Source organism: Colwellia sp. 12G3, from assembly GCF_002836775.1.
Taxonomy (GTDB): domain Bacteria; phylum Pseudomonadota; class Gammaproteobacteria; order Enterobacterales; family Alteromonadaceae; genus Colwellia.
Genome location: NZ_PJAQ01000066.1, coordinates 317,388 through 341,921, shown reverse-complemented (window position 1 = coordinate 341,921; position 24,534 = coordinate 317,388). Strand labels below are relative to the sequence as shown.

Here is a 24,534-nt window from a genome sequence, read left to right as displayed (position 1 = left end):
GCAAGCTATCAATCAAAATATTCATCCTTAGTTGCCCTCTATTTATTCGCTATTGCGATTGCCGTATCTGTCTCTGTTAGCTCTTCATCAAGGCTATCTTCATCACTTGGCTTGGCATTTAAAATCTCAACTAAGGCATTGGCTTTAAGGTTATGTTGGCCATTTACCACAACTCTGTCTCCTTCTTCCAGTTCACCACTTATCTCAGTCAATTGTTCTTGCACAAAACCTTTGTTAATTAACACTTCTACCGCTTTATTGTCCTTCACTAAATAAATTTTGCTTTGGTTATCAAGCGTAATGATTGCATCCGTTGGAATGGTTAAAGTGTCTTTGTGGGTATCGAAGGTCAGTGCTATTTGCGCGAACATACCAGGCTTTAATGCCAACTCTTCATTACCTAAAGATAAAATGACTTTGAAAGTACCACTACGGCTATCAATTACTGGTGAAATTGAACGTATTTTCGCAAGAAACTGTTTACCTTGACGAGCACTAAACTGTAATACCGCTTGTTGTCCTAATTGAACATTACTCAGTTGATGTTCCGGTAAATAAACGATGGCTTCTAAACTTGATTGATCAACAATATGAAATAGTTTTTGATAACCTTGAGTGAAATGACCCGTTCTAATAAACCGCTTAGAAATGTAACCTGAGATAGGCGCAACAACTCGGCTATCAGTTAAATCTAACGCAGCTAATTCTCTTGCCGCTATCGCCGCTCTATATTGATATTTCAATTTGTCTGAGGCTTGTGCACTCACTAACTGTTTTTCAGCCATTAACGATAAACGCTTCAACTCCTGCTCAATACCAGCGAGTTCTGCTTCTGCTTTATCAAGTGCTAATTGATAACGTCTCGCATCGACTTTAGCAAGCAGTTGGCCTTTTTCAACATAATCACCTTCTTCAACCGTTAGCTCTTCAATAATACCGGTCACGCGCGTGATAATGTCCGCTTCATTACGGGACTCTAATGTCGCTGTGGTGTGAAAGTTTGATGAAACATCTTTACGTTCAATATTCGCGACCATTACCGGTATCGCAAATTCGGCGACTTTTTTATCTTCTTCCTTCGCTTCGGGCTCAGAACAAGCGGTTAAAAAGGCAGCTGCAACTATTGCAGAAGAGAGTAATAATGTTTTAGAAAAAGTAAGCATGGGTATTTCCGTATTTTTTAATAATGCATTAAAAATAGCACAACCTATGCCAGTTACTCATTTTCTTTATGTAACAGCAAGTTACATTTTAAAACTTAGATTAACAAAACGTAATGTGGTTAAATTGACTAATGAATTAGTATTTTGCATAGTTATTATTGTCAAATTCACTAACTACTTATAATTTCAGTAATTACCCTTAAAGGGATTGGTGAGTTATATTTTTAATATAACAAATAAAAACAATGCATTAGATTGGTATCGCACGTTTAACCAACAAATAGCAGAATAAAGTTACACCGTTCAAAAAGCTATTCAGCGTACAAAAAACAACATAAACCTAACAATTCCAAACAGTCTAACCAACCTTAATTGTTTATTATTTCATCACAGCTAAATTGTGAGATAGATATGATGTTGAACACTCAAATACAAAATAATGATTTAAAGTTAGTGAATGTTTTTTTAACGGATAGCAGACAGCAAAACTATGATCAAGATACCCTTTGGGAGCAGCTTAATCTTAGCCAGCAATATGCGGCATGCAGTTTAGGTCAGTTTGGCTACCTACTCACCTATGTTCGTTCAATTGGGGACAATACCTTGGCAATTTTAAAACAAAATGACAAAATTGCTACTATCAATGAAGCAGGTACTATCAATATTAACCCGGCTATTTCGTGCCGTCAGTAACGAATAACACAATACTCAAAGCACTGAAAAACATAAGGGCGAGCAGTTGCTTGCCTGGTAACTCATTGTGTTTAGTGACCAGTGAAATAAGTGTTAACTTAATTTCCGTAAACTCAGCTCATTCAAATAGATTATTCCACTATTCCCGCTATACAAACTCAAATAAGATAGCGCTGTAATCATGCTGATTTTTTATTTTCAAACAAGCATTTGCAATCGTTAGGGTTTGAGCTAGTGACACACAACTGCGCTGATTAATTATAAAAGAGCTGCGTGTAACTAAAATAATCAAATTGAACACGATTGGGTTTTCCTTTATTATTGGACAAATAACTAAAAAAATATTGTTAAAATTCGACAACGTTCCGTTAATCACTTTGTTTTTACAAAGTATCTATAGTTTCATTAATTAGTTTTAACTATTAAAAATTAAAGGCTCCACATTATGATAAATAAAAAAACAATTGCCTCTCTTACTTTAGCCAGCTTGTTATTAGCTGCCTGTGGTGGTTCTGATGATAAAGAAGCATCTAAATTTTCATTAGGTGTCAGTGATGCACCCGTTGATGAGACTGTAGTGGTTGCGATTGAAATAGAGAGTATAAAACTAACAAATACCGACGAAAGTAACGGTAAACAAGAAGTTTTCATTGATGAGTTCACCAATGAGGATGGCGACACCGTAGAGACTATACAAGTCAATTTACTTGATTTTACGGGTACCGCCCAAATGAAAATTGTTGATGAAGCACAAGGTATAACCCTTGAAGATGGTAACTATACTATGGAGTTAGTGGTGGTTGATGCTGGCTCTTATGTCATATTGAACAATGATGCTACAGAATATGATATTAAAATTCCTAGCTCGCGTTTGAAGCTTGGTGAATTTTCTGTTCATAGTGACGCAGTACAAGTTGCCGATAAACCTGCCTACACCATCGAGTTTGACTTAACTCAGTCATTAGTTTTACGAGGGAATGATCCTGCAAAAAATGGCTATATCATCAAACCTCATGGCGTTCGCATTATAAGTTTATATGGTGATATATCGGGTACAGTAGCACCGGAAAACACCAATTTAGGGGCTTGCATGGTTTATTTATATAATGATTCTCCAGCATTACTAACTGACCTTTTTGATAGTACTGATGAGACATTTGTTGGTGAAGTACCAGCCGAAAGCGCACCACTTGCTGCAACTACTGTTGCCGTTGATGGTAGCTATAGTATTGGTTTTGTCCCTGAAGGTACTTACACTGTCGCATTGAGATGTAATACCGAAACCGATAATAATGTTCAATATGAGCAACTAACTATTCCATCACCTGAAGGTAACTTACAAACAGTTACTGTTTCAGCCGGCGGCACAAGTAATGTTAGCTTCTAACTAATACCAATTTGATTAAATTTCTTCCCAACTCAGAGCTCTGCTCGATGTTCAATAACAAGGCAAATTTGTTTCGGTTTAGTCATTCTAAATCAAATAAACTTAACGATGTTAGTGAACATCGAGAAAGCTCCCAGAGGGCGAGTTTAAAAGGTTTACATGCTGCGTTATTGATTTTGATAAGGGAATAACCATTCTCTTCAATCAATGCCTTGCCTCTAAGCCTTTTAATTATCGCTGAGTGGGAAAGAACTTAATCAACTTGGTATAATGTATTCGCTAAAAATATAACTCGAATATATGTAAACTAACCAAAGCCAAGAATCATTCTTGGCTTTTTATTTAATCAGTTTTTTAGCTGGCCATCCGCAATGATTACTTGGGTTTGTGACATACGAACCTCACTTGCTCCTTATTATGATCCTGCTCTGATAGCTAATAAAGTAGAAACCTTAATGTTAAAACAAAAAAGGTGAGCATAAGCTCACCTTTTTTATATTCTATAAATATCCCCTAAAACGGAATATCATCATCAAAATCAATTGATGGTTCTTGTGGATTTACTTTAGGTGCTTGTTGCTGTTGCTGGTAACCACCTTGTTGTGCTGGTGCTTGCTGCTGGTAACCACCTTGTTGTGCTGGTGCTTGTTGCTGAGGTGCAAAGCCACTTTGTTGTGCTGGTGCTTGTTGCTGAGGAGCAAAACCACCTTGTTGTGCTGGAGCTTGTTGCTGTGGTGCAAAGCCACCTTGTTGTGCTTGTTGCTGTGGTGCAAAACCACCTTGTTGTGCTTGTTGCTGTGGTGCAAAACCACCCGCTTGTTGACCGCCGCCTTGCTTGCCATCTAACATCTGCATTACGCCATTAAAGCCCTGTAATACTATTTCAGTAGTGTATTGCTCTTGACCTTGTTGGTTGGTCCACTTACGCGTTTGTAAAGAACCTTCAAGATATACTTTTGAACCTTTTTTCAAGTATTCACCAGCAATCTCAGCAAGCTTGCCAAACATAACAACACGATGCCATTCTGTTTTTTCTTTTTGCTCACCACTTTGCTTATCTTTCCATGAGTCTGACGTTGCTACAGTAATGTTTGCTACTGCGCCGCCATTTGGCATAAAACGTACCTCAGGATCTTTACCTAAGTTACCTACTATGATTACTTTATTTACACCCGCCATGAAAATATCCTATTAATTGAGCTATTAAGACCTACGCTGCTTCTTTATCTATTTAAATAGAAAGGAAGTTGTCTTTGAAATTTAGTTTAAGAGTGTAATTCTATAGTGAGCGGCGATCAAATTCGAGTGATTTTTTGTTTAAAGCGCATTTATTTTATTTTAGTCTCTTTTAGAAATACCGAACAAAATAGCATGACCAAAACAGTGAGAAATTTCGGCGATAATCTTACTTACTAATTATTTGTTAACACACAGAATTAGTATCCTAGCGCTATATTCACGCCAAATAAAATCGTAAACATTGGATTACGATGCCTTAAATTCAATAAAGTGCTCTGCTAGCTTTACTCGAATCTCATCAGATATTTTTTTAGAACTTTGCGCTTGATAATCAAAGTTCACCATGGCTGCCGTACCCGATACACATTTTTCACCGTGTTGCCAAAGTTCTTGATAGACATCAAACGAGGCTCCACCAATTCGACTAATGTAGGTTCTGATCTCTATTTCTTTACCATAAAAAAGTTGCCCATGATAAGACACTTCTATTTTAGCAATAATAAGTTGCCATTTTTTAGGGTCTAAATCAGGGGTGAAAAACTTAAATATGGGTGCTCGCCCACCTTCAAACCAAACCGGTGGTTTAGTGTTGTTTATGTGCCCTAAAGCATCAGTATCACTAAAGTGTGGCATCATTTTTTCACTGAACATAATTAACCTTTTTATATTGTTAGCTGTACTGAAAATATTTGAGTACCGTTAATATTACTTTTACTTATAAGATATAGTATCTTAACTGCATTCGAAATATCAAAAATATTAGAGATAAATAAATGAATAAATCATTATCCTTACTTGGCTATTTCTTTGCTTACATAGCGTTCACGTTAGCCATTAATATCACTACTGTCACTCCTGCTTTAGCATCAGGTGATGCCAAAGCCCCTGAACGTACAACCGGTAAAGGGCCCTATAAACGCCTTATTCTTAGGGGCGGTATTGTTATTAGTGGTGAAGGTGCACCCGCGCGTGGGCCAATGGATATTGTCATTGAAAATGATCGCATCGTAAAAATAGTCAATGTTGGTAATCCTGGTGTACCTATCTCACAAACACGCCGTCCTATAGCTCGCCCTGGTGATGAAGAGATTAATATTGAAGGTCAATATGTACTGCCTGGCTTTATTGATATGCATGGCCATATTGGTGGCAGTGCCGATAATATTCCTGCCGAGTATGTATTTAAATTATGGCTAGCCCACGGTATTACTACGGTACGAGAGCCTGGTAGTTTTAATGGTATTGATTGGGTGATGGACCATGTGAAGCGCAGTGAAGAAAATAGCATTGCCGCACCCCGTATCATGCCTTACTTTGTATTTGGCTTAGGGTTAGATGAGCAGATAACAACAGCAAAGCAAGCGACGAAGTGGGTAAAGTCTCTGCCTAAAAAAGGCGCGAAAGGCATTAAGTTTTTTGGTTCGACACCCGAAATAATGACAGCGGCACTCGATGAAGCAAAAAATCAGGGTCTAGGTAGTATGATGCATCATGCCCAACTTGATGTAACCAATATGAACGTGCTTGATTCAGCTCGATTAGGGCTAACGACTATGGAACATTGGTATGGTTTACCTGAAGCATTATTTGAACATCAACATATTCAAAATTACTCTCCAGAATATAATTATAATAATGAACAAGATAGGTTTGCTGAAGCCGGCCGATTATGGCAACAGGCTGCGAAACCAAACAGTGAGAAATGGTTAAGTGTTCGTGATGAATTACTCAGTTTAGATTTCACCTTAAACCCAACATTTACCATTTACGAAGCAAATCGCGATTTAATGCGTGATATGAATGCCGATTGGCATAAAGAATATACTCTGCCAACCTTATGGGATTTTTTCCAACCTAACCGTAATGCTCATGGCTCGTACTGGTTTGATTGGACCACAGATGATGAAATTGCTTGGAAGAAAAACTATCAGCAATGGATGGGATTTGTGAATGATTATAAAAATCACGGTGGTCGAGTAACCGTAGGCTCAGATTCAGGTTATATATTCAAAATTTATGGTTTTAGTTATATTCGGGAATTAGAACTGCTGCGAGAAGCTGGCTTTAATGCTCTTGAGGTTATTCAATCAGCAACGATTAATGGCGCTGAAGCATTAGGTATGGAGGATGAAATTGGTTCTATCCGTATAGGTAAAAAAGCTGACTTAGTAATAGTTGGCGAAAACCCATTACGTAACCTTAAAGTACTTTATGGTACAGGTCATTTTCGTTTAGATGAAAACAATAAACCTATCCGCGCAGGCGGCATTAATTACACCATAAAAGACGGTATAGTTTACGATGCCAAGTTACTGCTAGAACAAGTGAAAATAATGGTTGAACACGCTAAAATCAAAAAAATTGATAAGATTAAAAAAGCAAAACACTAAATAAAAAATGTTGAAGCTAGCGATTAACGCTATAGTTAAATGAGTGATATATAAAAGTATTACTCATTTACTTCTCTATTTTAGGTACGCGATGCTGTTTTTATTAGAAGTCATAACAACAATAAAAAAATGTAATGTTATATCGCCAATATCTGTGCAAAAAAGGTCATTTACTGGGCGTGATAGAGCAATACCTAACCTGCTATCATTAATAGTCGTTGGATTACTATTATCTACTTCCTATGACGTCTCAGCGTCTGCTGAACAAACGATTAATAACGAAAACACTACCAAGAACTCAGATGATAACTCACTAAGTGTCCATTTAGATGAATCAGCTATTGCCCTCTCCGACAAAAAAGCATGGTGCGATAGCAACCAACCCAAGATAACGTTCAAACCACAAACCATTTTTGATGTAAACGAAGAAGGCTTTATCTTTTTACATCGTTGGGCCAATGCTATTCACATTGATACCAAAATCGTAACCTTAGAAAATGAGGCTACTTTTTTTATTGATAAATGTACAAAAACCTTTGCTGATATGGCTGAACTTGAGCGCCATTTACGCAGTAGAAAATTCTTAAGAGATGCGGAGGTTAGTGCTGATGAATATGTCGAAAACATTACCATCACCACTTGGGATAATTGGTCACTTATGCCAACCATTAGCTTTGGTCGTAAAGGAGGTATCAACACTTACAGCTTTGGTATCAAAGAACGTAATTTACTTGGTCTAGGCATAGATACTGAAATTGAGTCATACCGAAACACCCAGCGTTCAGGTTACAAGCTACAAGCCACTATCCCGCTTTTTCAAAAGCAAAACAGCTCAGTCGAATTAGGCTTTGCCGATAATGATGACGGGCAACAACGTAGCTTATTTCTGCATAAAACATTTGCTGGTTTTCATACCAAAACAGCTTATCAATTAGGCTTTAATGAAGAGTCACGTAACGACACTCTTTTTCAAAATGGTAAAGACCAAAGTGTATTTGACCATGATATCAGCTTTAAAGAAGGCAGTTATGCTTGGCTACACTTTAACGATGACAGTCGATTACTTCGATATCGTTTAGGCATAACACAAGATAAAGACACTTTTTCAGCGCTTACTATTGAAGAGGAAAGCGAGTTATCCAGTCCTCCTCTCACTGATGTTCACCCCGAAGATAGAAACTTACTTTATCCATGGTTTGCTTTTGAATATATTGAAAAGGATTTTAGGAAGCTCACCAACGTGCACTTGATCACTCAAATAGAGGATTTTAACCATGGTTGGCAACTAAGCTCTCGTCTTGGCTTAGGCAATGGTAATAAAAATGATTCTGCATGGGCGGTCTGGAAAATGCGTGTAAAGAAAGGTTATAACTTACATGACAATGCTTTATTGCTGCTTGATCTGGCACTGGAAAATGATATTTATCAAGAAAGAGATAGTCGTTTATTGATAACGCTTAGCGGGGAATATTTTTATCAATTTAATAAAAGCTGGGGATTTTATTTAAGTAATGCCAATGTTGCCAGTACAAATCAATATCTTGATCAGCCTGTCACTATGGGGGGAGATACCGGTTTACGTGGTTTTCCACTGCAATATCAACACGGAAAAAATAGTATTAAGCTTACTTCTGAAATCAGGTACTATCCTGAAATCAATCTTTTTAAACTTTTTGATTTAGCCGGTGTGGCTTTTGTCGATGCGGGTCGCACCTATGGTGAGTCAACGGTTAAAAACATAGAAGATGGCTGGCTAGGATCTGCAGGGCTTGGCTTGAGATTACACTCTCCCCATTCCGGTGGTAACCATTCAATCATTCATATCGACTTTGCCTTTCCACAAAGTGAAAACCCAGAGATTAATCATTTTGAAATAAGAGTACAGGCAAAAAAATCATTCTAGCTATCTTTAATCATTGCCTTTAACAATGAAATTTTTAGCCATGTGTACTTTAGCCATGAAAGGATTCTCGTTACAACCCATAGGGCTTACAAGAAACGTTTCAATACTCTGTCTATTTGAGCGACACGTATCTTTTTCAATAATTTCTGTGGTTTTTCAGGATAATCATCGACTGATTCAATATCAGAATAATGCAAGACTTTAGTGGTGTTAACTAAAATACCAAGTAATTCATCATCTGTTTTTTGCAAAAAGTTTTTATTAGCGTCATCAATCAGTAGACCATTTTCTAAATCTAGTGCCCAAGCACGAGGATTTAAATTACTGCCGGTGATCAAGTGGTAACGATCATCAACTCTTAAACCTTTCAGGTGAAAGCTATTATCTTCATCTTTCCACAGGTGGATATTCAATAAACCTTGGTCGATAAAGTTTTGATAACGCTTTACAAAGCGTTTCAGTAACATCTCATAAACGTAAGGGATAATTCCGATAGTACTAAACTCATCATCGTTACCAATAAAGAAATCATTAGCCGTTTTATCACCAACAACCACGGTAGTTTTAACACCACGTTTTAATGCTTTAATAACATCTCGAGCCAACGGGTGAGGCAGATTAAAATAGGGCGTGAAAAGTATCATATTATTATCAGCTTTTTGTACTAACTGACGAGTAGCTTGATTAAGCTGGTTTTTAAGGCGACCAAAACCGACCAGCGGCGTAATAAAAACTTTATCACTCACTAGTTTTGACTGACTAAGACCTTGTTGCTGAGGAACGCTATAATGAGAATTTTTTAACTTAAGCTTTAATGCGACTAACGTTTTCTTTTGCTCAACGGTATCAGGTAACCACTCTTGATTTAGTAATGGCGCTAGGCCTGAATCAATAAAAGTATCCGTTAAGTAATGACAAAAGCTATCGGCTAATACTGAACTATTGATCGTACAGTAGCGATCTAAACGATATCGTTCACCTTGGTGTAAATAGATATCATTAATGCTTGCACCCGTATAGAAAAGCTTATCATCGAAAACCATGCCTTTAAGATGCAAAACACCAAAGACTTCTTTACGCTTTACTGCAGCACCATAAATGTTGATTGTTTGCGGATAGTCTTGCGCTAACTTTAAGTAAAGAGCACGATTACCTAAGCTAGATTTTTCACCGATTAAACCGCGTTGACCACGATTAAAATCAACAAAAATATTAATTTCTATCTCTGGGAAGTTTGCTTTAGCTTGATATAACGCATGGAGGATTTCTCTACCCGCGTCATCATCTTGTAAATACAAGGCCGTAATGAAAATGCGCTGGCGCGCACCCTCAATTAATAACAACAACTGCTGCTTATACTCTTTAGGCGTGGTAAAAAACGCTACATCACTGCCATCGACAATTATTTCTTGCACTGTGCTCTATCTAAAAAAGAATCAATTAAGGATAGTATATCAATAGTTAACCGAAGAAATATAGGGTTTTTCATCGGTTAACCTCTCTACTATCAATGGTAAAGTACTAACTATGTTTAAATTTTAACCGCTAACTCAGCCGCTTGGCGTATTGCACGTTTAGCATCTAGTTCAGAGGCAACATTGGCACCACCAATAAGATGTACAGGTAAACCACCCTCAATGAGTGCTTGCTGCAAATCTCGATTCGACTCTTGCCCTGCACAGATAATAATATTATCGACTTCAAGCAATTGCTCTTCACCATCAACTTCAATCACTAAACCTTTGTCGGTAATCGCTTTATAACTTGCGCCAGCGACCATATTAACGCCTTGTTTAACTAAATTGGCTCTATGTACCCAACCAGATGTTTTACCTAGCCCTTTACCTACCTTAGTGGTTTTACGTTGTATCAGTGTGATCTTCCGTTCTGGATTATGCTTAGGTACATCTTGTTTATTTAGCAGGGCTCCATTGTTCTGGTATTGCTTATCAACACCCCAGTTTTTAAGCCATGCTTCAGGATCGTTCGTTAATGACTTTTCTGATAAGTAAGTTGCTACATCAAAACCAATACCACCAGCACCTATGATGGCAACATTATTACCTACTTCGATTTTATCTCGTAACACTTGTAAATAAGTAAGCACTTTCTTACTAGCGAAACCTTCTTCTAGTCCTTCTATACCTAATTTTCTTGGTTTAATACCGGTAGCAAGTATTACTTCATCAAAGCCAGCCTCAAGTAACTTTTCAGCACTTTGCTCACTATTAAGGTGTACTTTTATATCGTGTAAACTTAGTTGTTTGTTAAAGTAACGTAAGGTTTCAAAAAACTCTTCTTTACCGGGTACTTGTTTAGCTACATTGAACTGACCACCTATCTCGCTAATTTTATCAAACAGCTCAACATGATGTCCTCGCTCTGCAGCATAAACACTAAATGCTAAACCCGCAGGTCCGGCGCCAATTACGGCTAATTTTTTAATTTTTTTCGCTTTTTCTAAAACTAATTCAGTTTCATAACATGCCATTGGATTAACTAGGCATGAAGCTCGTTTTTGTTCAAAAACGTGGTCTAAACAGGCTTGGTTACAACCAATACAGGTATTAATTTCGTCGGCTTTATTACTCGCCGCTTTATTAACAAAGTCGGCATCTGCAAGGAAAGGTCTCGCCATTGACACCATATCAGCTTGCCCAGACGATAGAACTTGCTCAGCAACTTCAGGTGTATTAATTCGATTAGTGGTGATTAATGGAATAGACACTTCTTTTTTCATTTTTTCAGTAACCCAAGTAAATGCCGCGCGGGGTACTGAAGTTACAATGGTAGGCACACGTGCTTCATGCCAACCAATACCTGTGTTAATTAATGTGGCTCCTGCTTGCTCTACCGCTTTTGCCATGGTGACAATTTCTTCCCAACTATTACCCCCTTCAACCAAATCCAACATAGATAAACGAAAGATGATAATAAAGTGTTCGCCCACTTTGGCGCGTACCGCTTTAATCGTTTCAATAGCTAGGCGCATTCTATTTTCAATGCTACCGCCCCACTCATCACTACGTTTATTAGTTCTAACACAAGCAAACTGGTTAATTAAATAACCTTCTGAGCCCATTATTTCTACGCCATCGTAGCCAGCTTTAGCGGCCAATTTGGCTGAATAAGCATAATCTTTAATGGTTGATTTAATTTGCCTAACCGACATAGCTTTAGGCATAAAAGGAGAAATAGGTGATTTAATTTTACTTGGGGCGACACCAAAAGGGTGATAAGCGTATCGACCCGTATGTAATAATTGCAAACAAATTTTAGTGGGGTATTGATGAACGGCGTCGGTTACTTGTTTGTGCTTTTTAGTTTGCCAAAAGTGACTTAACTCACTACCAAAAGGCGCAATTCTGCCGCGTAGATTAGGACTTACACCACCGGTAACAATTAAGCCAACTCCGCCTTTTGCCCTAGCTTGATAGAATGCTGCTAATTTAGCAAAACCACCTCGTTCTTCTTCTAGGCCTGTGTGCATGGATCCCATGAGGACACGATTAGCTAATTGGGTAAAGCCAAGATCTAATGGCGCTAATAAATGTGGGTAGGCAGTTGTTGTCATAATTATGCTCTGCTATTGGTCGAACCAGTTGATATAGATTCATTAATTTACTGGCATTTCGACAAAAACACAAGTTATGATAAAATAGCCTCGTTAATATTAGCTTAAAATACACAGATATTAACTCAATTACGTAGTTATCTACTGCTTACTAGAAATATTTATAATAATACCAGTTCCATTAAGTTTGTGATCTTGTTGTGCGTAGGAAAAACAATTCAAGGGTAGGCGCTTGATTGACCAATAGCTGGCTATTGGGATTGAGAGCAACGCCGCCTCGGATTATTTTAACCAGCGCAAGTGAGCAATAACTTAATGGGATTGGTATAACGATAGAATGAAATTTAATGCTCAATAAAAAACAGATAATTGATCTTGTTATCACAGAACTTTCAAGAGAACATCAACAAGCGATTGATGCGGCAAACGACGCACATGCCGCTGCGGTTGATGATCAAAGTGTTGCTGAAACACAATATGATACGCTAGCGATAGAAGCGAGCTATTTAGCTGAGGGGCAATCTAAGCGAGTGATTGAATTTCAACATGCCATCGATGCTTATAAAGCACTCAACATTGTTGAATTCAATAGTGATAGTTATATTGCTTTAGGCGCTTTAGTACAATTATCCGCTGATTTGGAAGCTAATCACTGGTTCTTTATTGGTCCAGCCGCTGGTGGGTTTCGCTGTCGGCTAGATAATATAAATATCACGGTGATAACACCACAATCACCGATGGGAACTGCATTAATTGGTAAACAACAAGAAGATGATATAGAAATTATGCTCGGCAGCAATCAGCGAACAGATTACATTGCTGCGCTTAAGTAAGCTAAATAGACTTAACTTAGCTCATATTAAATTACGCTAAGTTAGGCTAAGTTACCTCCGGTTAACTCGATTCTATTTTAAAGCCAATCTTCAAGGTAACTTGGTAATGACCAACGGCGCCATTAACTATATGCCCCCTCGTTTCTGTTACCTCGAACCAATCCATATTTTTGATGGTTTTATGACACTCCGCCAAAGCGTTTTCTATGGCGTCTTCGATGCTGGTTTTAGATGAACCAACCATTTCAATTTTTTTGTAAGTATGATGTTCTGACATAATAATGACACGCTAAAATAAAGGATAAAGTAAACTTTAGTTTAGCGTGCTTTTGTCAGTTTGCTGAATGAGTGTGAAATAACTACATTGATCCAGCTTTGCTCAAAGTAAGTTGTGCGGTAATGACTAATCTTGTAATAAAGCTTTAATAGCAAGTAAATCAACCACTTTAACATCAACCTTTAAATAAGCGACCGCTTCTGTATGTACTAGCGTTGCTTCAATAACACCAGGCATATTGATTAATTGTTCAGCCATTTTATCCGCTTCTTCTTCGCAAGTAATATTGGTGGCAAAACTAAAGCTCTTTGATTTTTTTAATGGCTGCATGCCAAAACTGATAACTAACCAAATCACAGTTACTAAAGCCATCACTAAGAAGATAGTTTGCTCACCGTACTGACTAGCAATATAACCACCAACAATACCACCAACAAAAGCACCTAAAAACTGGCTACTTGAATAAACCCCCATAGCACTACCTTTAACTCCAGCAGGTGCTATGCGCGATAAAATAGATGGCATAGTGGCTTCTAAATAATTAAAAGCAGTAAAAAATATGACAATGGATAAAACTAAACTCCAAAAGCCACTGGGTAGAAGCCAAAGTAAAAATAAAGCCAAGGCTAGCAATGCAATGGCAGCGCTGAACATTGGGTTTTCCTTTTGTTTCTTAATAGCAAAAATCATAAAAGGAACCATTAAAAAGAAAGAACCAAGCAAAGCGGGCAAGTATATTTGCCAATGGTCTTCAAGTGCCAGACCACTAGCGACAAATTGTTTTGGCAAGGTGATAAAACAGGCGGTTAGTGCCATATGTAAAATGAAAACTCCCCAGTTTAAACGTGATAACTGTGGATGACGAATCAAACGAGTAATTTGTTCAGGCAAGGCAACATTATCGCCACGAGGGGCTTTGTTCACCGAGTTAGGCACCATAAATTGAATCATCGCCATCGCTAAAATGGTTAATATTCCTGTGAACCAAAATAAACCACTTAAACCAAAAGCATCAGCGACTATGGGGCCTAAAATCATGGCAAAAGTGAATGATAAGCCGATAAACATACCTATGGTTGCCATCACTTTGGGTCGCTGCTCTTCACGGCTTAAATCAGCGGCCAACGCGAGTACAGCACTAGCAATAGCGCCCATACCTTGAATTGCACGACCGAGTACTACACCATAAATAGTGTCGGACATTGCCGCGACAATACTACCAATAAGAAATACCACTAAACCCGCAAGAATGACCGGTTTTCGGCCAAATTTATCTGACAAAATACCCATAGGTATTTGTAACAAAGCTTGAGTTAGCCCATATGCACCAATAGCTAAGCCCAACCACATAGGACTATAACCCGTAAGTTGTTCACCATAAATGGCAAACACGGGTAAGATCATGAATAGCCCTAACATGCGTACGCCAAAGACACTGGCTAAGGAAAAGGCGGCTTTTTTCTCTATGCGGTTTAAACCTGAAATACTCATAACGTTGCTAAAACCTAAAATAAATGGAGACGTCGGTAAAAATTGCCGACAGTTTACCATGCTAAGAAGCACAACAGAATCCCCACAATGAAAACAAGGTGTTAAGTACTCGGTAGTTTGGTCGTCATGTTAAATTTTGGTTCGCCTACATAACGACATATTACCGTTTCTTCCTTTTCCTAAACCAGCAACAAAACACTGTAAAAATAAACAGTTTATTTTACTGTTATGCCCTAGATTAGTTTTTATACTGGAAATTATATGACATAATCGTCGGTTCTATTTTATCGCTATTTGAGTTAAAAACGCATGAAGAATATTGAAGTCAGAGGGGCTCGTACACATAACCTCAAAGACATTAGTTTAACAATACCTCGAGATAAACTCGTGGTCATTACCGGCCTTTCTGGTTCAGGAAAATCTTCTCTTGCCTTTGATACACTCTACGCAGAGGGACAACGTCGTTACGTAGAATCTCTTTCAGCTTATGCGCGTCAATTTTTATCATTAATGGAAAAACCTGATGTCGACCATATTGAAGGTTTATCACCCGCTATTTCCATTGAACAGAAATCAACCTCTCATAACCCACGTTCAACCGTAGGTACCATTACAGAGATATACGATTACTTGCGTTTACTTTACGCAAGAGTTGGTGAGCCTCGATGTCCAGAGCATGGCCAAGCACTGGCCGCACAAACAGTTTCACAAATGGTCGATAAAGTTTTAGCGCTTGAAGAAGGCACTAAAGTAATGCTGCTTGCGCCCATTGTACAAGACCGTAAAGGCGAACATGTAAAATTACTTGATAACTTAGCTGCTCAAGGTTTTATTCGTGCGCGCATTGATGGCGAAGTTTGTGACTTATCCGATCCACCGACACTCGAATTACAGAAAAAACACACTATTGAAGTTGTCGTTGATCGCATCAAAGTACGTGAAGATATTCAATTACGACTGTCAGAGTCTTTTGAAACGACCTTAACCTTAACTTCAGGTACGGCTAAAGTCGCTTTTATGGACGAGCCCGACCGAGAAGAGTTAATTTTTTCGGCTAATTTCGCTTGTTCACACTGTGGTTACAGCATGCAAGAACTAGAGCCTCGTTTATTCTCTTTTAATAACCCTGCAGGCGCTTGTCAAACGTGTGATGGTTTAGGTATTGAGCAATATTTTGATAGCACTCGCGTGATTGCTAACGCCGAGTTAAGTCTTGCTAGTGGCGCCGTACGTGGTTGGGACAAACGTAATTTTTATTACTTCCAAATGCTGCAAGCTCTTGCCCTGCATTTCAAATTTGACGTTGATAAACCCTTTAATAAATTATCTGCTGAAGCGCAAAAAACCGTACTTTTTGGCAGTGGCAAACAAGAGATTGAATTTAAATATATGAACGATCGTGGTGATGTTGTGGTGCGTAAGCATCCCTTTGAAGGCATCATCAATAATATGCAACGCCGCTATAAAGAAACCGAGTCAAACTCAGTACGTGAAGAGCTAGGAAAATACCTTAACTCACAACATTGTCCTGATTGTAATGGTAGCCGGTTACGCTTAGAGGCTCGTAATGTCTTTATCGAGGATACGCCACTCAATGTCGTGGCTGATTTATCGATTAGTGATGCGCTCAACTTCTTCCAAGGTTTAACTCTTACCGGTCAAAGAGGCCAAGTTGCCGAAAAAATATTAAAAGAAGTAAACGAGCGCTTAGGCTTTTTAGTGAACGTTGGCCTTAATTACCTCAACTTATCTCGTGGTGCAAACACTCTATCTGGCGGTGAAGCACAGCGAATACGCCTTGCTAGCCAAATTGGCGCAGGTTTGGTTGGGGTAATGTATGTATTGGATGAACCCTCTATTGGCCTACACCAACGTGATAATGAACGTTTACTTGGCACTTTGTTACACCTTCGTGATTTAGGTAATACTGTTATCGTTGTTGAGCATGATGAAGATGCTATTCGTGCGGCCGACTTTGTTATTGATATTGGACCGGGTGCCGGTGTACATGGTGGTGAAATTATCGCGCAAGGTACTGTCGATGACATACTCAATTGCAAAGAATCTTTAACTGGTAAGTATCTTTCTGGCGTAGAACGCATTGAAATACCTAAGAAACGTCATGCTTTTGATAAAAAGAGTGTTGTTAAGCTCAAAGGCGCTACCGGCAACAATTTGAAAAATGTTGATTTAGTCATTCCTACGGGCTTAATGACCTGTGTCACTGGCGTTTCTGGCTCAGGAAAATCAACGCTTATTAACGATACTTTATATAAATTAGCGCATATTGAGCTCAATGGTGCAACACTTGATGAGCCAGCTCCTTACAAGAGTATTCATGGTTTAGAACTGTTAGATAAAGTTATCGAGATTGATCAAAGCCCGATTGGTAGAACACCTCGCTCTAACCCGGCAACCTATACTGGTATATTTACTGCAATACGTGACATGTTTGCCGCCACCCAAGAATCTCGTTCTCGTGGTTATAAATCAGGTCGCTTTAGCTTTAATGTTAAAGGTGGTCGCTGTGAAGCCTGTCAAGGTGACGGTATGATCAAAGTAGAAATGCACTTTTTACCTGATGTTTATGTGCCATGTGATGTTTGTAAGAGTAAACGTTATAACCGTGAGACGTTAGAAGTGTTATATAAAGGTAAAAATATCCATCAAGTTTTGGATATGACCATTGAAGATGCGTTTGATTTTTTCAAGGCGATACCTGCGATAAACCGTAAACTACAAACCTTAATGGATGTGGGTTTAAGTTATATCAAGTTAGGTCAATCTGCCGTGACACTTTCTGGTGGCGAAGCGCAGCGCGTTAAATTATCAAAAGAGTTATCCAAAAGAGATACTGGAAAAACTTTATATATTCTAGATGAACCAACCACTGGACTGCATTTTCACGATATTAAACAATTGCTCAATGTTATTCATCGATTACGTGACCATGGTAATACCATCGTAGTGATTGAACATAACTTAGATGTTGTAAAAACAGCCGATTGGGTTATCGATCTAGGTCCTGAAGGCGGCGCGGGTGGTGGTGAAATATTAGTTACCGGTACACCTGAACAGGTTGCCAAACATAAAACCTCACATACAGCGAGATTTCTAAGACCATTGTTAGCCTCTAAATAAAAAATATCGCATTAGCAGTAATTTTTTTATCATGGACAGACTAAAAGCAAACCGAGCATAACGTAAATACATCACGTTATGCTCTACTTATTTCTTTCTTTTAATAGGCTTTTTATGCATATCGAAAATAGTGAACGACTTACCTTTAGATTAATGGACATCAATGATGGCCAAGCATTGTGGGCGATAGATCAAGACCCCGAAGTAATGAAGTTTCTTAATGGCGGTAAACCCACCAGCATAGAGCAAGTTAATAGTGTGTTTATCCCGCGTATGGAAAAATACCGTGATAGCAAATTAGGTTGGGGCATTTGGCAAGTATCAGACAAAAGTACCGATGAATACTTAGGTTGGGTATTAATTCGCCCAATGTCATTTTTTACGGAGTCACCAAACTTTAATGATTTAGAATTAGGGTGGCGTTTTTTCAAAAGTACTTGGGGAAAAGGTTATGCCACCGAAGCGGCAATAGCGATTAAAGATGCCGTTGTCGCTCAGTCCGATGTTACTCATGTTTCAGCCCTTGCTGTGGCCGATAACTTAGCATCTGTTGGCGTCATGAAAAAAATGGGCATGAGTTTTGTCAGAGCCTATTTACATAAAGATCCTATCGGTGACTTTGATGCAGTGCATTATCAAATGTCGGTGACTAAGCCTTGATCCGAAACTCCTAGCAATGTTAATAGCGAAAAAGCTAATTTTACGGGATTTATTAGTACATAGTCGTTACTAATCAAAGTGCGGGATTTCAGTGGGAATTAAAATCACACTGGCATATCCCCATTTGCCCTCAAAGCATGGTACTTTGAGGGCAATCAACAATGTTATTGTCGACAGTTACATCTACCATCACTTAATAAGCTATTATTTATACCGATATATAAAAGTTTTTAACACCTATTACAAAAACAAACATATCCGAATAAAAACAACGAACTAACCAAGTAAATAGAGGCTATTCCGTCCTCCAAAAACACCACTACTAGGCTAAGGTCTAATAGGTAAATTTTGTCGACAGTTTTAATGTATGTGTATCTGAGTTATTTACAAGGCCAATATCATGAAACACATTGAACAGCAGGCATTAGCAACAAATTCACCCGAGACTTACTGGCAAGAACAGGCAGAGCTTGTTGCTTGGTATAAAAAACCTCAAACGATATTGTCGACAAATAATGACTCTTGGCATGAATGGTTTGCTGATGGCGAACTGAACTCTTGTTATCTCGCTTTGGATTACCATGTTGAGCAAGGTCGTGGCGCTCAAACCGCATTAGTATATGACTCGCCTGTTACCGGACAAAAACAAAAATTTAGCTACAGTGAACTCACCTCTTTAGTAGCCAAGTTTGCTGATGTGCTCAGAGCACATGATGTCAGTAAAGGCGATCGTGTATTAATTTATATGCCAATGATCCCCCAAGCGGCTATAGCAATGTTGGCATGTGCGCGTTTAGGTGCAATTCATTCTGTTGTTTTTGGCGGCTTTGCTGCTAATGAGCTTGCCGTTCGTATTAATGATGCAGAGCCAAAAGTCATTGTCGGCGCAAGCTGTGGTGTTGAAATAGCAAAAATAATTCCCTATAAACCCTTAATTGATGAAGCTATCGAAATCGCTGTTCATAAACCAAAAAATTGCATCATTTTCCAAAGAGAAGAAGTCAAAGCCGAGCTAAAGCCGCATAGAGATCTCGACTGGCAAGAACAAATGGATGTTGCAGTAGAAATTCCACCCGTTCCCGTTAAAAGTACTGATCCCCTCTATATTTTGTATACCTCTGGTACTACTGGCAAACCCAAAGGCGTGGTTAGAGATAATGGTGGCCATGCAGTCGCTATGTTATATAGCATGAAACATATCTATGGCATGCAGCCAGGTGATACTTTTTGGGCCGCTTCAGATGTTGGCTGGGTTGTTGGTCATTCCTATATTATTTATGGCACGTTAATGGCGGGTTGTACGACAATAATGTATGAAGGAAAACCGATTAAAACGCCTGATGCAGGCGCTTTTTGGCGCGTATGTGCTGAGTATAAAGTGAATGCTTTATTTACAGCCCCTACTGCTTTTCGTGCCATTGGTAAAGAAGATCCTCAAGGCGACTTGCTAAAAGATTACGACCTCTCATCATTAAAACGCTTATTCCTAGCAGGCGAACGCTTAGACCCAGCAACTTATCATTGGCTTAAAGAAAAAACACAGTTACCCGTAATAGATCATTGGTGGCAAACAGAAACTGGCTGGGCAATTGCTAGCACACCATTAGATGACGGCTCTGGTAATATAGTGGCAACAAAAGCTGGCTCTGCTGGTTTTCCTATCGCGGGATTTGATGTACAAATTCTTGATGCCGATGGTCAACAAGTCCCTGCTGGGCAACAAGGTAGTGTGGCAATAAAACTACCACTGCCTCCTGGCTGTTTAGCCACCATTTATCGCGACCCGCAACGCTTAATATCTGGATATTTATCAACTTATCCTGGTTATTATATATCAGGAGATGGCGGCTATATTGATGAAGAGGGTTATCTTTTTATCATGGGTCGTATTGATGATGTTATCAATGTTGCTGGCCATCGTTTATCAACAGGTGAAATGGAAGAAGTTTTATCGAGTCATCCAGCTGTAGCAGAGTGTGCAGTGGTAGGCATTAACGATTCATTAAAAGGGCAAGTTCCTTTAGGCCTAGTAGTGATAAAAAATGGTATTACCACCAGTGATGAAGATCTAATTGATGAATTAAAACAAAGTATTCGCAATGATATTGGGGCAATAGCGTCATTGAAAAAATTACTTATCATCGATAGGTTACCCAAAACCCGTTCAGGCAAAATATTACGCAAAACCCTTAGGCAAATGATTGACGGACAAGAGATTGAAATACCTTCAACTATTGAAGATAGCCAAGTGATAACTGAGCTTTCGTCAGCCCTGCTTAATATTAACAAAGCATAAACCTTTTCTATGACAACGTTTATCAAACACATGGAAGTGTTGATAGCGTAATCATTCGAGTACAATGTTAAATTAATAGTTTGAATAACCTAAGTTTTTTTTAGGCTATTTCTCAGTTTATATCCTATCTTTATTGATGCTAATAAGTAAAATAACTGGGGATAATGGATGCAAACGAAACATACGACGGCCAAAACAGCTAAAACAGCACAGTCAACAGTCAAGAAAGATCAAAGCAGCACTAAAACCAAAGCGACTATTGCTAGCTCATCTGGTATAACTCCAAGTGATGACTTTGACATCATAGTAAAAACAGATAAAAATGTTAATCGCTCTTCAGATCCAACCCACCTCTATTTTACTGAAAAAGACTTGTCCCGTATTTTAACCAATTTAGATACCTTACGGGATGAAGTATACCCTGTCCCTGTTGAACAAGAAGGACAACAAAAAAAATCACAACCCTTCCCATCAGTTTGTCTTATTGGCTTAGGGCGATGTGGATCTAATATAGCGCTAGATGTAGCCTCATTAGTTCACAGTGCTCGCAATTATTATTTAAACGAATTTCATAATGAGATGAAAAAAGCCAAAGAGCGTGAAGGCAGTTCGTTAAAATGGATCAAACGAAGCTTAAAACTACAAAATAAAAAATCGAACAAACCGGTATTTTTAATTGAGCCATTAGTCATGCTGGGCGACTTAGATAAAGATATTGAAGGGCGGATTCGGTATTCTTCACAAAGCTATGATAAAGATTTTCTTGATGATTATAGTAAACTAAAAATAATGGATTTATCTGAGGTTCATGCTGGTGGTGCTGGTAATGCGCCTATTTTAGGACAATATCTTGCTAAAATGATCCTCAATAAAGAAACAGAACATTTCAATAATACTGATTGGCAATTCATCCATTCTTACCTGATTGATTCTTGTGGCATTAAAGCCAACCAATCGCGTTTATATTTTTATATATTTAGTGCTGGCGGCGGAACGGGCTCTGGTATGGCATCAGAGTTTGGTCTAGCTCAGCAATATTCTTACATGAGCAAAACCTTTGAAATTCGCTCAGAAAAAGAAATAGCCACTCACGGGCAGAATTTTGTTTTTGAGCCTATCTTTACCAGCGGCATTTGCATTTTGCCAAATATAAACGATCCAAGTATTGAGGTCTCTGAAGCACTGCATATCAATGCTGGTCGTTTATTATGTAAGTATTTAGCGGAAGAGTGGGACTTTTCGTACAATCTAGATAATGAAAAAGATCATGTCGACGGAGATGCGCCTTATAGGATCCGGCCATGGAATGCCATGATGCTAATATCAAATGACATTATGCGCTATGCCGAGCAAAGTGATACCAACGGTGGCATTAAATATATTGATGTCAATACCATGGAAAAACATGCCAACCAATATATTAGCCAACAAATTTTTAATATATTAACAGCTCAAGCGGTTACCACCGATTATGATGATAACTACTTTCGTCGTGCTGGTATCGATATAGGGGAAACTATTCGTTTAGATGCTAATGATTTATTTATGAGCTTAGCTGGACCCGTTGCCATCGCTTACGCCGAATCAGTAGTAGCGGACTCTACAACAGCAAATCAAGAACAAAAGCAGCCGAGTTTTAATGGTGAAAAAGTGGTCTTAGATGTTGACGATTTATTTTTCAGATCAATTGATTTACCGCACTTTAATGACGCTACACAAGCCATTGAAGGGGTTAGTTTATTACCCATTGAATCAGAGGAATATAAGCTCGCTTTAGAAAAATATAAAAGCTCAGGCTTTGATGCTAAACATTTAAAAGATCTTCACTTTTTCAAAAATTGTTCATCAATAGTTTCAATTATTTCACTCCCTAAAGACTATAAACTGTCTTATATGGACTTAAATAAACTAAAAATGCATCTGAACAATTTATTCCCTAATACCACCTTAAAGCGCTATGCCTTAGTTATTGGTGCCTCAGCTAATTTATCGTTAACGACCTTAATTGCCAAAAGCCCATGTTTAAGTGATGACTTTTTAACACTCATTGTTTCTTACATTAAGCGTTGCTTTGCTAAAGAAGAATATCGTTTCGATGACTCTTTAGATGTTGCTATTATCGACTTTATTAAAGCGCCAGTATTTGATGAAGCAAAGTTAGAGGAAATGTTGATTGAACATGAAAATCCGGCAAAAATACTCGATACCAATTGGTATGCTATCAAACCTATGTATGAAAAGAAGTATCGAGAATTAGTCCGTGATGAGAAGAAGTTTACGTCCATTAACGATATACGATTAACCATAGATAGTGTGAAAAAATCAATTCATTACCTGAGAGAAATATATCGTCATCGAATCAGTAAAACGAAGGTTATCTCACTCAATAAGAAGTCTACTAAGCCTAGTGTTTTATAGTGTTTTTTTCTAAATAATGTCGAGAAAACCCCGTGATTTAAGCGAAATAAATTCGCGGGGTAGTTCGAAAAATAAAGACCCTATTTAGTCTTTGGTTTTATGGCTGTTATAAGGCCAAACATCTTTTGGATCCTCCTGCTTTGCATCTTCCTGTTTACTAGAAGGTGTTTGTTCAGGTGTATCCTGTTTAGTTTTAGAATCACTTTTATTATCTGCATTGTTTAACGAGGCCGATAGCTCTTCAAGCTCACTCATGTTTGAAGCCGTTTGTTTAGGCTGAGCTGTATTAATGGCGGTTTTACTAGACCCTTCAACCGCTTTGTTAATTTCGGCCATTTCACTTGCCGTTAGTTCTCGCCATTGACCTGGGGTTAAATCCCCCAACTCAACTTTCATGATACGTGAGCGTTTTAATTTTAAAACCTCATAATCGAGATATTCACACATGCGGCGAATTTGACGGTTAAGACCTTGGGTAAGAATAATGGTAAATTCAAAACGGCTTTTAACTTGTACGATACAAGGTTTGGTAATGGTTCCTAAAATAGGTACGCCACGAGACATTCTCTCAATAAAACGTTCACTAATCGGTTTATCTACGGTGACAATATATTCTTTGTCATGAGCATTTTCCGCGCGTAATATTTTATTAACAATATCACCATCACTGGTGAGAAATATTAAACCTTCAGAAGGTTTGTCTAAGCGACCGATAGGAAATATACGTTTTTTATGACCAATCGCATCAATAATATTACCGCGTACGTGTTTTTCAGTAGTACAGGTAATACCGATAGGTTTGTTATAAGCGATATAAATACGATCCGATTTGTCATCACTAATTGCTGCGATTTCATATCCGTCGACTTTAACTACATCACCCACTAACACTTTAGTACCAAGCTCTGGCACTCTATCATTGATGGTTACACGGTTGCCTTCTATCATTTTATCGGCACTACGGCGCGAACAAAAACCAGAGTCACTAATGTATTTATTTAAACGTTTTGGGGAGGTCGAGGTGGTCAAGTTAATCTCTGCTCATTTTGCTTTAGGACATATTAATTAA

At 38.4% G+C, this 24,534-nt stretch carries 17 protein-coding genes; 9 read left to right on the top strand and 8 right to left on the bottom strand.

From position 1 onward, the window contains the following. Nucleotides 1–38 precede the first annotated feature (38 nt). The gene (locus tag CXF71_RS15835) at nucleotides 39–1,163 is read right to left on the bottom strand and encodes an efflux RND transporter periplasmic adaptor subunit (protein ID WP_101233909.1); all 1,125 of its coding nucleotides are present in this window, start codon (nucleotides 1,161–1,163) and stop codon (nucleotides 39–41) included. A 411-nt stretch (nucleotides 1,164–1,574) separates the two neighbouring features. On the opposite strand from CXF71_RS15835, the gene CXF71_RS15825 reads away from it, so the two are divergent. Both CXF71_RS15825 and CXF71_RS15820 read left to right on the top strand, forming a co-directional pair. Further along, a complete protein-coding gene (locus CXF71_RS15825) occupies nucleotides 1,575–1,856 on the top strand; it encodes a hypothetical protein (RefSeq protein WP_232771512.1) in 282 nt (93 codons plus the stop codon). A 445-nt stretch (nucleotides 1,857–2,301) separates the two neighbouring features. Next, complete coding sequence (locus CXF71_RS15820; RefSeq protein ID WP_101233906.1) at nucleotides 2,302–3,243, top strand: DUF4382 domain-containing protein; 942 nt, start codon at nucleotides 2,302–2,304, stop codon at nucleotides 3,241–3,243. 513 nt (nucleotides 3,244–3,756) lie between these two features. Here CXF71_RS15820 and ssb read toward each other — a convergent pair. Together ssb and CXF71_RS15810 are read right to left on the bottom strand one after the other, a co-directional pair. Then, complete coding sequence (ssb, locus tag CXF71_RS15815; RefSeq protein ID WP_442871936.1) at nucleotides 3,757–4,422, bottom strand: single-stranded DNA-binding protein; 666 nt, start codon at nucleotides 4,420–4,422, stop codon at nucleotides 3,757–3,759. 306 nt (nucleotides 4,423–4,728) lie between these two features. Then, nucleotides 4,729–5,133, bottom strand: coding sequence for an acyl-CoA thioesterase (locus CXF71_RS15810; protein ID WP_101233904.1), 405 nt, complete (start codon nucleotides 5,131–5,133; stop codon nucleotides 4,729–4,731). A 122-nt stretch (nucleotides 5,134–5,255) separates the two neighbouring features. On the opposite strand from CXF71_RS15810, the gene CXF71_RS15805 reads away from it, so the two are divergent. Both CXF71_RS15805 and CXF71_RS15800 read left to right on the top strand, forming a co-directional pair. Continuing rightward, a complete protein-coding gene (locus tag CXF71_RS15805) occupies nucleotides 5,256–6,872 on the top strand; it encodes an amidohydrolase family protein (protein WP_101233903.1) in 1,617 nt (538 codons plus the stop codon). Between the two features lie 91 nt (nucleotides 6,873–6,963). Continuing rightward, nucleotides 6,964–8,775: a hypothetical protein gene (locus CXF71_RS15800; protein ID WP_101233902.1), complete on the top strand. Its 1,812-nt coding sequence runs from the start codon at nucleotides 6,964–6,966 to the stop codon at nucleotides 8,773–8,775. A gap of 86 nt (nucleotides 8,776–8,861) precedes the next feature. Here CXF71_RS15800 and pssA read toward each other — a convergent pair whose 3' ends face one another. After that, on the bottom strand, nucleotides 8,862–10,190 hold the full coding sequence (gene pssA / locus CXF71_RS15795) for a CDP-diacylglycerol--serine O-phosphatidyltransferase (RefSeq protein ID WP_101233901.1): 1,329 nt from the start codon (nucleotides 10,188–10,190) through the stop codon (nucleotides 8,862–8,864). A gap of 116 nt (nucleotides 10,191–10,306) precedes the next feature. Further along, a complete protein-coding gene (locus CXF71_RS15790; RefSeq protein ID WP_101233900.1) occupies nucleotides 10,307–12,349 on the bottom strand; it encodes an oxidoreductase in 2,043 nt (680 codons plus the stop codon). Between the two features lie 347 nt (nucleotides 12,350–12,696). Here CXF71_RS15790 and CXF71_RS15785 point away from each other — a divergent pair, with 347 nt between their 5' ends. Next, nucleotides 12,697–13,182: a hypothetical protein gene (locus CXF71_RS15785; protein ID WP_101233899.1), complete on the top strand. Its 486-nt coding sequence runs from the start codon at nucleotides 12,697–12,699 to the stop codon at nucleotides 13,180–13,182. Nucleotides 13,183–13,243: 61 nt separating this feature from the next. Here CXF71_RS15785 and CXF71_RS15780 read toward each other — a convergent pair whose 3' ends face one another. Both CXF71_RS15780 and CXF71_RS15775 read right to left on the bottom strand, forming a co-directional pair. Beyond that, nucleotides 13,244–13,459: a dodecin gene (locus CXF71_RS15780; RefSeq protein ID WP_101233898.1), complete on the bottom strand. Its 216-nt coding sequence runs from the start codon at nucleotides 13,457–13,459 to the stop codon at nucleotides 13,244–13,246. 126 nt (nucleotides 13,460–13,585) lie between these two features. Then, nucleotides 13,586–14,950, bottom strand: coding sequence for an MFS transporter (locus CXF71_RS15775; protein ID WP_101233897.1), 1,365 nt, complete (start codon nucleotides 14,948–14,950; stop codon nucleotides 13,586–13,588). Nucleotides 14,951–15,259: 309 nt separating this feature from the next. Between CXF71_RS15775 and uvrA the strand changes: the two genes are divergently transcribed. From uvrA to CXF71_RS15755, 4 genes are all read left to right on the top strand, one after another. Further along, nucleotides 15,260–18,091, top strand: a complete 2,832-nt coding sequence (gene uvrA / locus CXF71_RS15770; protein WP_101233896.1) for an excinuclease ABC subunit UvrA — start codon at nucleotides 15,260–15,262, stop codon at nucleotides 18,089–18,091. Between the two features lie 114 nt (nucleotides 18,092–18,205). After that, nucleotides 18,206–18,751 (top strand): GNAT family N-acetyltransferase, encoded by a 546-nt coding sequence (locus CXF71_RS15765; RefSeq protein ID WP_101233895.1) that lies wholly within the window; start codon nucleotides 18,206–18,208, stop codon nucleotides 18,749–18,751. A 400-nt stretch (nucleotides 18,752–19,151) separates the two neighbouring features. Beyond that, the gene (locus CXF71_RS15760; protein WP_101233894.1) at nucleotides 19,152–21,047 is read left to right on the top strand and encodes a propionyl-CoA synthetase; all 1,896 of its coding nucleotides are present in this window, start codon (nucleotides 19,152–19,154) and stop codon (nucleotides 21,045–21,047) included. Between the two features lie 168 nt (nucleotides 21,048–21,215). Next, nucleotides 21,216–23,465, top strand: a complete 2,250-nt coding sequence (locus CXF71_RS15755) for a tubulin-like doman-containing protein (RefSeq protein WP_232771511.1) — start codon at nucleotides 21,216–21,218, stop codon at nucleotides 23,463–23,465. Between the two features lie 84 nt (nucleotides 23,466–23,549). On the opposite strand, the gene rluF is transcribed toward CXF71_RS15755, so the two are convergent. Beyond that, nucleotides 23,550–24,494, bottom strand: a complete 945-nt coding sequence (rluF, locus tag CXF71_RS15750; protein WP_442871935.1) for a 23S rRNA pseudouridine(2604) synthase RluF — start codon at nucleotides 24,492–24,494, stop codon at nucleotides 23,550–23,552. Between the last annotated feature and the right edge of the window lie 40 nt (nucleotides 24,495–24,534).